Consider the following 12,500-nt stretch of genomic DNA (forward strand, 5'->3'; position numbering starts at 1 on the left):
GTGGACAGCCATACTTCCGAATTATGGCAGCAAATCCTATCTATTATTCATACCAAACTAAGCAAGCCGAGCTTCGACACCTGGTTTAAAGCAACAAAAGCGATCCAAATGAATGACCACTCCATTGTCATTTCCGCGCCTACGACCTTTGCTGTTGAATGGTTGGAAAGCCGCTATACCAAGCTCGTCAGCTCGACGATCTATGAAGTGCTTGGCAAACAGGTTGACGTGAAATTCGTCATCGAAGAGAACAAGCCTGCAGAAGTCGTTCCCCAGCAGCCCGCTCCAATGCCTCAGGTGACCCAAGAAGAAGCATTCACCCATATGCTGAATCCGAAATACACCTTCGATACGTTCGTGATCGGATCCGGGAACCGGTTCGCCCATGCGGCATCGCTCGCCGTCGCCGAGGCGCCGGCCAAAGCATACAACCCTTTGTTTTTGTACGGAGGGGTCGGGCTGGGAAAAACGCACTTGATGCATGCGATCGGCCATTACATTCTGGAACATAACCCTGCAAGCCGCGTCGTGTACATTTCCTCGGAGAAATTCACGAATGAATTCATCAACTCCATCCGGGACAACCGGGCGGAAAGCTTTCGCAACAAATATCGCAACGTAGACATTTTGCTGATTGACGACATTCAATTCCTGGCTGGGAAAGAATCGACTCAGGAGGAATTTTTCCATACATTTAACGCGCTGCATGAGGAACAGAAGCAAATCATCATCTCCAGCGACAGGCCGCCGAAGGAAATTCCGACGCTGGAAGACCGGCTGCGTTCCCGTTTCGAATGGGGACTCATCACCGACATTCAGCCGCCGGACTTGGAAACGCGGATCGCCATTTTGCGCAAAAAAGCGAAGGCCGAAAATCTCGACATCCCGAACGAAGCGATGATGTACATCGCCAACCAGATCGACACGAACATCCGGGAGCTCGAGGGCGCCCTTATCCGGGTCGTCGCCTATTCGTCGCTCACCAATCAGGACGTCACCACGCACCTGGCTGCCGAAGCGCTGAAGGACATCATCCCTTCCAGCCGTCCGAAGATGATCACCATCCAGGACATCCAGCAGAAAGTCGGGGAATACTACAATTTGAAGCTGGAAGACTTTAAGGCGCGCAAACGAACCAAAGCCGTCGCCTTCCCTCGCCAGATCGCCATGTATCTCTCGCGCGAGCTGACGGATTTTTCCCTGCCCAAAATCGGGGAAGCTTTCGGAGGCCGGGACCATACGACGGTGATCCATGCGCACGAAAAAATATCCCAGTCGCTGAAAACCGACCAGGATCTGTTTAAAGTGATCAATAACATTACAGAAAAAATCAAAAATCCGACCTGAACAAGTTCAAAGCCTATGCACAATCTATACACATGTGGATAGGCTTAATTTGTTGAGGTTTCGTGGGCTTATCCACATATTCAGCGCCCCTACTGCTATTACTATGTTTTAAATATAAAAAATATAACCATAAAAGCTGCGCAAAAGAGGAACGGACATCATGCTGCCTCTGCCAGCCGAAATTTCCTGCTAGGAGTGAAAAGATGAAAATCAGCATTCTCAAAAACGTCCTTAACGAATCCATTCAGCATGTATCCAAAGCGATTTCCAGCCGCACTACCATTCCGATTCTCGGAGGCATCAAGCTGGACGTGACCTACCAAGGGGTGACGCTGACCGCCAGCGATACGGACATTTCCATTCAATCGTTTATTCCAGCCGAAGATGCCGACCGGACGATCGTGCAGGTGGAGAGAATCGGCAGCGTCGTTTTGCCTGCCAAGTTTTTCGTGGAAATCATCAAAAAGCTGCCTTCCCAAGAAATCCAAATGGAGGTCAAAGAGCAATTCCAGACCTTCATTTCTTCCGGTTCGACGGAAATTCAAATGGTCGGGCTGGATCCGGAGGAATTCCCGGTGCTGCCTGACATCGAAGGCAACCAGACGATTTCCCTCCCGGGAGCGCTGCTGAAAAACATGATCCGCCAGACGGTGTTTGCCATCTCCACGCAGGAGACGACTCCGATTTTGACCGGCGTCCTTTGGAACCTGGACCATAACGACCTGAAATTTACGGCGACGGACCGCCACCGCCTTGCCACGCGTTCGGCCCACCTGGAGGGAGCGGATGACGTGAAGTTCAGCAATGTCGTCATTGCCGGCAAAACGCTGAACGAGCTGAGCAAAATCATTCCGGACCAAAACACGCTGATCGATATCGTCGTGGCCGACAACCAGGTGCTGTTCAAGCTGGACCGCGTCCTGTTCTATTCCCGTATTCTGGATGGCATTTACCCGGATACTACTAGAATTATTCCGACAACCTACAAAACAGAACTGATTTTGGACACCAAAAAATTGAGCGAGTCGATCGACCGCGCTTATTTGTTGTCCCGCGAGGAAAAAACGAACATCGTTCGCCTGCAGACGATGGAAAACGGCGGGATCGAAATTTCGTCCAGCTCGTCCGAGCTCGGGAAAGTGCGCGAAGAACTGGATGTCATCGACTTCAAAGGCGAGCCGCTGCGCATCTCCTTTAACTCCAAATATATGCTCGACGTGCTGAAAATCGTGGAAAGCGAACAGCTGATGATCGCCTTTACCGGCATGATGAGCCCGATTATCCTCAAGCCGTTGGATGACAGCCAAAGCTCTTACGTCATTTTGCCTTACCGGACAACGAACTAAAGCAGCCAAAGTTATCAACAGGAAGGGCGTTTGCGATGAAAAAAATATTTATCCACAGTGAATATATCAAGCTGGATCAATTTTTGAAGCTGGCCGATTGCATATCCACAGGCGGGATGGCGAAAGCCCTTCTTGCGGAAGGCCATGTGCTTGTGAATGGAGAGCCTGAGGAACGCCGGGGGCGCAAGCTGTATCCGGGCGATCGGGTGAGCGTAGAGGATTGCGGCGAGTTTACCGTATCCAGGGAGTCCTGATATACTCCTCATAAAGACGTGCTCCGGCGCGGGTCGATTCGGCGGGAGATGGGGAGGAAGCATACGTGTTTGTAAAAAGCATCAGCCTGCAGCATTACCGCAACTACGAAGAGCTCCGATTGGATTCCTTCAGCGACGTCAATCTGCTGATCGGGCAAAACGCCCAGGGGAAGACCAATTTGGTTGAAGCTATTTTTGTTCTGGCCTTAACGAAAAGCCACCGGACCTCGAGAGACCGCGAGCTCATCTCCTTCCAGGAAAAAAGCGCGCATGTTTCCGCGGCGGTGGAACGGAAATACGGACAGCTGACGCTCGACTTGAATTTATCCCCGCAAGGGAAGAAAGCAAAAATCAACGGTCTGGAGCAGCGCAAACTGAGCGATTTCATCGGATCGCTGAACGTCGTCATGTTTGCGCCCGAGGACCTGGAAATCGTAAAGGGAACGCCAGGCGTACGCCGGCGTTTTCTTGACATGGAGATCGGACAGGTTCAACCGGGGTATTTATACCATTTGCAGCAGTACCAGAAAGTGCTGAACCAGCGGAACAACCTGCTCAAGCAAATGTGGGGCAAGGACAAGCCGCAGCAGGGGCTTCTGGAGGTCTGGGACCAGCAGCTTGCCGAACATGGTGTTAAAATCATCAAAAAGAGGAAACAATTTATCTTAAAGCTGCAAAAATGGGCCGAGTCCATCCACCACGGCATTACGAACGGCAGCGAGGACCTCAAGCTTGTCTATGTTCCGTCGTTTGGCGAAGAGGCGGAGGAAGATGAAGCTTATCTTTTCGAACAATTTATGTTAAAATTATCACAACTGAAAGATCAGGAGCTTCGGCGCGGGATGACGCTTGCCGGGCCTCATCGCGACGATGTGGCCTTTTATATCAACGGCAAGGAAGTGCAGACCTACGGATCCCAGGGGCAGCAGCGCACTACGGCACTGTCGCTGAAACTGGCGGAAATCGAACTGATCCATGAAGAGATCGGCGAATATCCCGTCCTGCTTTTGGATGACGTGTTGTCCGAACTGGATCCTTACCGCCAGACGCAGCTGATCGAAACCTTTCAGACCAAAGTGCAAACCTTTATCACGGCGACGGGGATCGAGAGCCTGAATACCGATAAACTGAAAAAGGCCAGCGTTTTTCACGTCCACGACGGACGGATTGGCTCTTAAGGAGTTGGGAGTATGTATATTCACCTGGGCGGCGAAAGAATTATCCGCTCCGCGGAATTGGTCGCCATTTTCGACGTTTCGATCGAGAAATCCTCAAAAATATCCAAGCAGTTTGTCAGTCACGCCTGCGAGCACAAAAACGTGGAGTTCATCGGCGAAGAGGAGCCCAAGTCGATCGTGATCACGAAGAGCACGGTTTATTATTCCCCGATTTCCTCGTCGACACTCAAAAAACGGGCGAAGGTATTTGTGGCCAACGCTTAATATATACGAAAATCATGGGTTGAACTCTCTGAATCCGGCAAGACGGTTTCGCACGAGAGTTTTTGCTGCGATAAAGCGCGATTTTTTATTTACGATGTTGCAATATCCCTAGCAGGAGATTCCTTTTCCATGCAGTTGTACTCGCAACAGCAGATTTAGAATTTATAGAAGTAGGTGACAGGCATGTCTATGAATCAACCGCAATATGATGAGAGTCAGATTCAGGTTCTGGAGGGTCTGGAAGCCGTCCGCAAACGTCCAGGTATGTATATCGGGTCCACAAGCTCCAAAGGCCTTCACCATCTCGTATGGGAAGTTGTGGACAACAGTATCGACGAAGCGATGGCCGGCATATGCGATCACATCGAGGTCATCGTTCACAAGGATAACAGCATTACCGTCGTCGATAACGGGCGGGGCATTCCGGTCGGCGAACATCCCAAGATGAAAAAATCCACGCTTGAAGTCGTTATGACCGTTCTGCATGCAGGCGGTAAATTCGGCGGCGGCGGATACAAGGTTTCCGGCGGTTTGCACGGCGTGGGCGTGTCTGTCGTGAACGCGCTGTCGACCAAAGTGGTCGTGCAGGTCAAGCGTGACGGCCATATCTATCAGCAGGAATACCATCGCGGCGTTCCTCAATACGATATCAAAATCATCGGGGACACCGATGATCACGGTACGACGGTAACGTTCCTGCCCGATCCGGAAATTTTCACCGAGACCACGGAATACGACTACAACACGCTGCTTACCCGGATCAGAGAACTGGCTTTCCTGAACAAAGGCATTGCCCTGACGTTGACGGACGAACGGACGGGCGCTTCCAACTACTTCAAATACGAGGGCGGGATTATCGAATACGTCAAATATTTGAACGAGAAAAAGGAACCGCTCCATGAGCAGCCGATTTACGTCGAAGGCGCGCGCGACATGATCCAGGTCGAAATCGCGCTGCAGTACAACGATAGCTATACGGAGAATATTTATTCTTTCGCGAATAACATCAACACGCATGAAGGCGGTACGCACGAATCCGGCTTTAAGAGCGCGCTGACGCGGATCATCAACGATTATGCCCGCAAAAGCGGCATGATTAAAGACAGCAACGGCAACCTGACCGGCGACGACGTCCGCGAGGGTCTGACGGCCATCATTTCCGTCAAGATTCCGGAGCCCCAGTTCGAAGGCCAGACCAAAACCAAGCTGGGCAACAGCGAAGTGCGCGGCATCGTGGAATCCCTGTTTTCCGAGAAGCTGCAGGAGTTTTTGGGCGAAAACCCTGCCGTATCCAAACGGATCCTGGAAAAAGCGCTGCAGGCATCCCGTGCCCGCGAAGCCGCCCGCAAAGCCCGCGAACTGACGCGCCGCAAAAGTGCGTTGGAAATCAGCGCGCTGCCGGGCAAGCTGGCCGACTGCTCCTCCAAGGACGCATCGATCTGCGAGCTGTACATCGTCGAAGGCGACTCCGCCGGCGGCTCGGCCAAACAAGGCCGTGACCGGCACTTCCAGGCGATTTTGCCGATTCGCGGTAAAATTTTGAACGTGGAAAAAGCGAGACTGGACCGCATCTTGTCCAACATGGAGATTCGCGCCATGGTTACGGCCATGGGGACGGGGATCGGCGATGAAGACTTCGATATCTCGAAGGCTCGTTACCATAAGCTGATTATCATGACCGATGCCGACGTCGACGGAGCGCACATCCGTACGCTGCTGCTGACGTTCTTCTACCGGTATATGCGGCAGCTGCTAGAAGCGGGGTACGTGTACATCGCGCAGCCGCCATTGTTCAAGATCGAGCGCAACAAAACGATTCGGTACGCCAATTCGGAGAAGGAGCGCGACGAAATCATCGCTTCCTTCGGCGAAAACGCGAAATATACGATCCAGCGTTACAAAGGTTTGGGCGAGATGAACCCTGAACAGCTTTGGGAAACGACGATGGACCCTGATAGCCGCACCATGCTGCAGGTGACGATCGAGGATGCGATGCAGGCGGATATTTTGTTCGATACCCTGATGGGGGATAACGTCGAACCTCGCCGCGACTTCATCCACGAGCATGCCAAACACGTCAAAAACCTGGATATTTAAATCAAGACAGGAAGGAGCCCGCGCGGCTCCTTCTTTTTTTTGCGTATTTTTGCTTATGCCTTCGATTTGCGTCGGCCCTTGGGAGCGGAAATGCGCCCATAAGCGATCGCATATCGCTCGATGCGGCGGTACACGCTTTTGTCCTTGAAGAACTTTTTGAACGGAAAAATAGCCGGGAGCGTGTTCACCTCCAAAATCCATGGATACAAGTCTTTGTCCAGGGCGATGTCCAGACCGAGCTCTTTTAATCGCGGGTATTCCTTCTGCAGCTGTTTCCCCGTATCCTCGCCCAGGGCGTACAGCTGTTTTTCAAGCGCGTTGATTTCTTGCCGGGAAGCATGATCGCTAAGCACCTCATGAAGAAGTTTTGCCGAGCCGCCGCTGTGGTAGTTGGTGATGACTTTGTTTTTGGCCGCCACCCGAGCAATTACGCCTGTCGACTCCCAGGTGCCATGAGGCGTTTTTTGCGTCAAGACCCTGAGGTCGAAAGAACGGTCCTTGTGTTTAAGTTTGGCAATGCCGTGCTGGATAAGATAAATCTTTTTGCCGGTCTGGTTGCGTACGGCACGGTGAAGATCGTTTAAAGAGTCGAACTCCTCAATGCTGGTACCGTAATGAAGCCTGTATCGTTCGGGGGCGGATGTCCCGTTTTCGATTTCTTCGGAATCTTCGGTTTCCGTAAAACGCTCGGCGCACATCACGCCGTTGCCGTACGTCCCGACATCGGGCTTGATATATACCATCATTTCGTTTTGCAGCATTTCGTTGAGCGCATCCTGCGAGTACTTCATCGTAAGGGGAATATAGGCCGAAATTTGCTTATTCCGCATGAGCACCTTGGTTTTGGCCCATTTGCTCGAAACACGCTGTATGGACAAGTCATCGCATCCTTTCCGTGAAGGTTGTAGTAGGAAGCAGGGGGAACAAAGGCGGTCGAGAATTGTAAAATGCTTCATGGAATGCGTAAAACATAGGACAAGGGAGCAAATGAATGGTATAATATGAAGATATGGATAATTGAAATTTTAGACTCCCGAAACATAAATCCTTTTGCCTATCAGTATATGTCCCGGGCAGGAAGAGGGTAGGGCGAATCCCCAGAACAGAGGCAAGTTGGGCGACCGGTCATCTAGACAAGGCCAAACGTTTAATTGTGCTCTTTTTGTGAAAGTAATATAATAAAGATTAGTGGTTTTTATCTATTTTGGCACATGAAGCGGTACTGCTTTCCCCGTTCGCCGGCGGATTGCGGCTTGCCGTTTTATGCCCGTATGGAAGTAAAAGATTCGTTGATTCTATATAGGCCGTATGCTTGTTTGTTGAGGGAAATGGAGGAGGTCCACCATGGCGGAAGAAAAAAATCCCCAGATTAAGGAGCGGGACATTGGTGTGGAAATGCGCGAGTCCTTTATGGACTATGCGATGAGCATCATTGTGAGCCGGGCTTTGCCGGATGTGCGCGATGGACTCAAGCCGGTACACCGGCGCGTGCTCTATGCGATGTCGGAGCTTGGCTTGTCGCCGGATAAGCCGTTTAAAAAATCGGCGAGAATCGTCGGCGAGGTCATCGGTAAGTACCATCCGCACGGTGACGCGCCTGCTTATGAGACAATGGTCCGCATGGCCCAGGATTTTTCGATGCGCTATATGCTTGTCGAAGGGCACGGCAACTTTGGCTCCATCGACGGAGACGCTCCGGCCGCGATGCGTTATACCGAAGCACGGCTTTCGAAGATCGCCCAGGAGATGCTGCGCGACATTAACAAAGAAACCATTGATTTTACGGAAAACTATGACGGTGAAGAGCTGGAGCCCGTCGTGCTGCCTGCGCGGTATCCGAACCTTTTGGTGAATGGCGTTTCGGGTATCGCCGTCGGGATGGCGACGAATATTCCGCCGCATAATCTCGGCGAGGTCATTGACGGGGTGCTTGCCCTGATCAAAAATCCCGACATTACTTCACTGGAATTGATGGAATATATTAAGGGGCCGGATTTCCCGACCGCCGGTTATGTCCTCGGACGCCATGGCATCCGCCAGGCTTACGAAACCGGCCGCGGCTCCGTCACGATGCGTGCCAAAGCCGAGATCGAAGAGAACAACGGCAAGGCGCGGATTATCGTTACCGAGCTTCCGTACCAGGTCAACAAGGCCCGTCTGGTCGAAAAAATCGCGGAACTCGTGCGCGAAAAAAGACTGGACGGCATTACCGACCTGCGGGACGAATCCGACCGTAACGGTATGCGGGTCGTCGTCGAACTTCGCCGTGACGTGAACCCGAGCGTTATGCTGAACAATTTGTACAAGCATACGGCGATGCAGTCCACGTTCGGCATCAATATGCTGGCGATCGTCAAAAACGAACCGAAAGTGCTGAGCTTAAGGGACGTTTTGAACTACTACCTGGAGCATCAGGTCGAGGTTATTCGCCGGCGGACGGAATACGATTTGAAAAAAGCCGAAGCGCGCGCCCATATTCTCGAAGGTTTGCGCGTCGCTTTGGATCATTTGGACGAAGTCATCTCGATTATCCGTTCCTCGCAAACGACCGATATCGCCCGCGATCGTTTGATCGAACGCTTCGGACTGAGCAACGAGCAGACGCAAGCGATTCTCGAGATGCGTTTGCAGCGCCTGACCGGACTGGAACGCGAGAAAATAGAAAATGAATACCAGGAACTGATGGTTAAGATTGCCGAATATAAAGAAATTTTGGCCAACCAGCATTTGGTGCTGGAAATCATCAGCAACGAGCTGATCGAAATCAAAGAGCGTTTCGCCGATGAGCGCCGTACCGAAATTACGATTGGCGAAGAGAGCATTTTGGACGAGGATCTCATTCCGCGCGAGGAAGTGGTCATCACCATTACGCATACCGGCTACGTCAAACGGCTGCCGGCCAATACGTACCGCAGCCAAAAACGCGGCGGACGCGGCGTCGTGGGGATGGATACGAAGGACGAGGATTTCGTCGAGCATTTGTTCGTCACCAACTCCCACCATTACCTGATGTTCTTTACCGATCGGGGCAAGGTGTACCGGCTTAAAGCGTATGAGATTCCTGAGCTTAGCCGAACCGCCCGGGGCACGGCGATCATCAACCTGATCCAGATCGAACAGGGAGAGACGATCAATGCCGTCATTCCGGTGGAAGAGTTCGAAAACGACAAATACCTGTTCTTCGTAACGCGGAGCGGGATCGTCAAAAAAACGCCGCTTGAGGATTACGTCAATATCCGCAAAGGCGGTTTGATCGCGATCAACCTACGTGAAGATGATTCCCTGATCGAGGTCAAATTAACCGACGGCCAGCAGGAAGTCATCATGGCGACGGCACAGGGGATGTCGATCCGGTTCTCGGAAAACGACGTTCGTTCCATGGGCCGGAGCGCAACCGGCGTCAAAGGGATCACGCTGGATGACGACGATCATGTCATCGGCATGGACGTCGTCGACAAGGATCTGGACACGCTGATCGTTACGGCGAAGGGGTACGGCAAGCGGACGCCTCTGAGCGATTACCGTTCGCAAACCCGCGGCGGCAAGGGGATCAAGACGTTGAACGTGACCGAGAAAAACGGTCCGGTCGTTGGTCTCAAGGTCGTAAAACCGGATGAGGATCTGATGATCATTACGTCGAGCGGTACCCTGATCCGCACCAGCATCGACGGCATTTCCATTATGGGCCGTTATACGCAGGGCGTGAAGCTCATCAACATCCGCGAGGACGATACCGTTGCCACGGTATGCCGCGTCGATAAGAGCGAGGAGCCGGAAGAAGGAGAAGAAGGCGTTGAGTCCGAGGAGACCGGACTGAATCCTTCGTCCGACGCGGAAGCGCCAGAGAATGGAGCAGAAGAGGAAGCGAATTCGGACACGGACGATTCCTCCGATGAAGCGTAAACGATAATCGAAAGAGCATGGCTTTTGAGCGATCAGAAGCTGTGCTCTTTTTTTGTTCAAACCATCTGGATATAAAAAAACTCATTGTTTTCATTTATGCCAAAAAAGGGGGACATCGTCGTTTCATAAACTGTTAATAAAGATTGTACAGACCTGCTATACGTAATATAATGGAGTATATTGCCATTATCCATGGATAAAAGTTAGCGAGGGAATCATCGTTATGGCCAGCATATCTATTTCCGAATTGAAACCTGGTATCAAGCTAGAAAAAGATGTACATACACCGCTGGGCGGATTGCTGATGCGCAAAGGCACGGTTCTCCTCCCGCGCGATTTGGATATTTTGCGTGCTTTTATGGTGCCGCAGGTCGAAGTGGATATGGGGGAGACGGAACCCCAAAACGGATTCTCAAACGCTGTGGGCCAGGTCGCGGCCGCATACGAGCGTGCAGTGGGCGACCGGGCATTGCCGACCAAAATGGCCTCTTTTTATGAGGAATACGAAAAATTGATTTCGTTGATGAAAAGCGCTCATCAATCCGTTATTGCCGGGGGGCTGCCGATATATGAGCTTCGCAACCAACTCGAAGCGGCTATCGGACATATCAAGGAATATAATCCGTTGACGTTCGTCCCAAGAACGATGAATGAGTATGACTATATATTCCATAACAGCATATTATGCGCACTTTCTTCGTATTTGCTTGCCAAATGGAGCGGGCTGCAGCAGAAGGATTGGATGCAGGCCGCGTTTGCGGGCCTTTTCCATGATATCGGAAATGCCAAGATCGATCCGGCGATATTGTATAAACCCAGTCCTCTGACCGTTGCGGAAGCGGAGGAGATGCGCAGGCATACGGCATACGGCTACCAAATCCTAAAAAACGTCAAAGCCATCAACGAAGGCGTCAGGCTTGCGGCGCTTCAGCATCACGAAAAAATCGATGGAACGGGGTATCCGCTTCGGCTTGAGGGCAGCAAAATCCATGTCTACGCCAAAATCGTGGGGATCACGGATATTTTCCATGCCATGACTCTTCGCCGAATTTACCGGAAGGCTCAGTCGCCGTACATCGTGTTGGAGCAAATTCATTCCGAGGCATTCGGCAAGCTGGATCCGACGCTCGTCCGAATATTTATCCAAAAGGCGACGGAGTTCCACAACGGCACAAAGGTACGGCTTAGTAATCATCAAATCGGGGAAATCGTGTTTACGGACCGAAATCAACCGACGCGTCCTATGGTGTCCATTGGCGGCGAAATTATTAATTTAGCGCAAAAACCCCAATTGTACATTGAAGAAGTTTTATCTTCAAATTAAATAGTTGACATACTTAACGAAGCTGTGTTATATTAATTCTTGTCTTCACAAAGACATGATGAAATAGAATGCAGCTTTTAAAATGTTTTTCAACAAACTTTCAAAAAAAGCTTGCATTAAGAAACAAAACATGATATATTATAAAAGTTGCTGCTGAACACAACGGCGGCGGCGAAAACGAAATGTTTGATCTTTGAAAACTGAACAACGAGTGAGATATAAGGTTTCGGCAACGAAACCGAAACGCGAAGCAAACCTGTTCAAGCCTATGGCTGGATGGTTTGCGGAGCAAACAATGAGAATTTATATAATGAAATTTCCGATTAGGCTTTGCTCAATCGAAAAATTCATTATTTCTCGTCAGATTCAAAATGAGCTAAGAGCTCTTTCGAAGATGCGGATTGAAAATGATCGACTCAGCCGAGTTTGACCCATTTTCAATCGTCGGTCGAACGAAGTTCGACCTTTCTTGGAGAGTTTGATCCTGGCTCAGGACGAACGCTGGCGGCGTGCCTAATACATGCAAGTCGAGCGGACCTTAGCGATCTTCGGATCGCTCTTGGTTAGCGGCGGACGGGTGAGTAACACGTAGGCAACCTGCCCGTAAGACCGGGATAACTACCGGAAACGGTAGCTAATACCGGATAATTTATCGCTTCGCATGGAGCGGTAATGAAAGACGGAGCAATCTGTCACTTACGGATGGGCCTGCGGCGCATTAGCTGGTTGGTGGGGTAACGGCTCACCAAGGCGACGATGCGTAGCCGACCTGAGAGGGTGAACGGCC

9 protein-coding genes and 1 rRNA gene (1 of these 10 running past the window's edge) are annotated in these 12,500 nt (G+C 51.1%); 9 read left to right on the top strand and 1 reads right to left on the bottom strand.

Translation table 11 applies throughout. From position 1 onward, the window contains the following. The 6 genes from dnaA to gyrB all read left to right on the top strand — a co-directional run bounded on the left by dnaA (window position 1) and on the right by gyrB (window position 6,486). Window positions 1–1,347, top strand: coding sequence for a chromosomal replication initiator protein DnaA (gene dnaA, locus NYE48_RS00005; protein WP_212951998.1), 1,347 nt, complete (start codon window positions 1–3; stop codon window positions 1,345–1,347). A 203-nt stretch (window positions 1,348–1,550) separates the two neighbouring features. Further along, complete coding sequence (gene dnaN, locus NYE48_RS00010) at window positions 1,551–2,693, top strand: DNA polymerase III subunit beta (protein WP_212951997.1); 1,143 nt, start codon at window positions 1,551–1,553, stop codon at window positions 2,691–2,693. Between the two features lie 35 nt (window positions 2,694–2,728). After that, entirely contained in the window at window positions 2,729–2,947 is a 219-nt protein-coding gene (gene yaaA / locus NYE48_RS00015) for a S4 domain-containing protein YaaA (RefSeq protein WP_212951995.1), read from the top strand. 65 nt (window positions 2,948–3,012) lie between these two features. Further along, window positions 3,013–4,125 carry a DNA replication/repair protein RecF gene (recF, locus tag NYE48_RS00020; protein WP_212951993.1) on the top strand — a complete coding sequence of 371 codons (1,113 nt, stop codon included), beginning with the start codon at window positions 3,013–3,015 and terminating at the stop codon, window positions 4,123–4,125. A gap of 12 nt (window positions 4,126–4,137) precedes the next feature. Then, window positions 4,138–4,389 carry an extracellular matrix regulator RemB gene (remB, locus tag NYE48_RS00025; RefSeq protein ID WP_036710781.1) on the top strand — a complete coding sequence of 84 codons (252 nt, stop codon included), beginning with the start codon at window positions 4,138–4,140 and terminating at the stop codon, window positions 4,387–4,389. A 183-nt stretch (window positions 4,390–4,572) separates the two neighbouring features. After that, window positions 4,573–6,486: a DNA topoisomerase (ATP-hydrolyzing) subunit B gene (gene gyrB, locus NYE48_RS00030; RefSeq protein WP_036710784.1), complete on the top strand. Its 1,914-nt coding sequence runs from the start codon at window positions 4,573–4,575 to the stop codon at window positions 6,484–6,486. 53 nt (window positions 6,487–6,539) lie between these two features. On the opposite strand, the gene NYE48_RS00035 is transcribed toward gyrB, so the two are convergent. Beyond that, window positions 6,540–7,364: a YheC/YheD family protein gene (locus NYE48_RS00035; RefSeq protein WP_340996100.1), complete on the bottom strand. Its 825-nt coding sequence runs from the start codon at window positions 7,362–7,364 to the stop codon at window positions 6,540–6,542. A 466-nt stretch (window positions 7,365–7,830) separates the two neighbouring features. Between NYE48_RS00035 and gyrA the strand changes: the two genes are divergently transcribed. The 3 genes from gyrA to NYE48_RS00050 form a co-directional block, all read left to right on the top strand. Next, window positions 7,831–10,389, top strand: coding sequence for a DNA gyrase subunit A (gyrA, locus tag NYE48_RS00040; protein WP_340996102.1), 2,559 nt, complete (start codon window positions 7,831–7,833; stop codon window positions 10,387–10,389). Window positions 10,390–10,612: 223 nt separating this feature from the next. Continuing rightward, window positions 10,613–11,713, top strand: a complete 1,101-nt coding sequence (locus NYE48_RS00045; protein ID WP_340996105.1) for an HD-GYP domain-containing protein — start codon at window positions 10,613–10,615, stop codon at window positions 11,711–11,713. Window positions 11,714–12,179: 466 nt separating this feature from the next. After that, window positions 12,180–12,500, top strand: a 16S ribosomal RNA gene (locus NYE48_RS00050); it runs 1,232 nt beyond the window's last position.

It is taken from the genome of Paenibacillus sp. FSL M7-1455 (assembly GCF_038004655.1).
Classification (GTDB): Bacteria; Bacillota; Bacilli; order Paenibacillales; family Paenibacillaceae; genus Paenibacillus_AQ; species Paenibacillus_AQ cookii.

Excerpts from the sequence above, each read along its gene's own strand:
- dnaN (WP_212951997.1), top strand. The coding sequence starts at position 1,551 with ATGAAAATCAGCATTCTCAAAAACGTCCTTAACGAATCCATTCAGCAT.
- yaaA (WP_212951995.1), top strand. The coding sequence starts at position 2,729 with ATGAAAAAAATATTTATCCACAGTGAATATATCAAGCTGGATCAATTT.
- remB (WP_036710781.1), top strand. The coding sequence starts at position 4,138 with ATGTATATTCACCTGGGCGGCGAAAGAATTATCCGCTCCGCGGAATTG.
- gyrB (WP_036710784.1), top strand. The coding sequence starts at position 4,573 with ATGTCTATGAATCAACCGCAATATGATGAGAGTCAGATTCAGGTTCTG.
- gyrA (WP_340996102.1), top strand. The coding sequence starts at position 7,831 with ATGGCGGAAGAAAAAAATCCCCAGATTAAGGAGCGGGACATTGGTGTG.
- NYE48_RS00045 (WP_340996105.1), top strand. The coding sequence starts at position 10,613 with ATGGCCAGCATATCTATTTCCGAATTGAAACCTGGTATCAAGCTAGAA.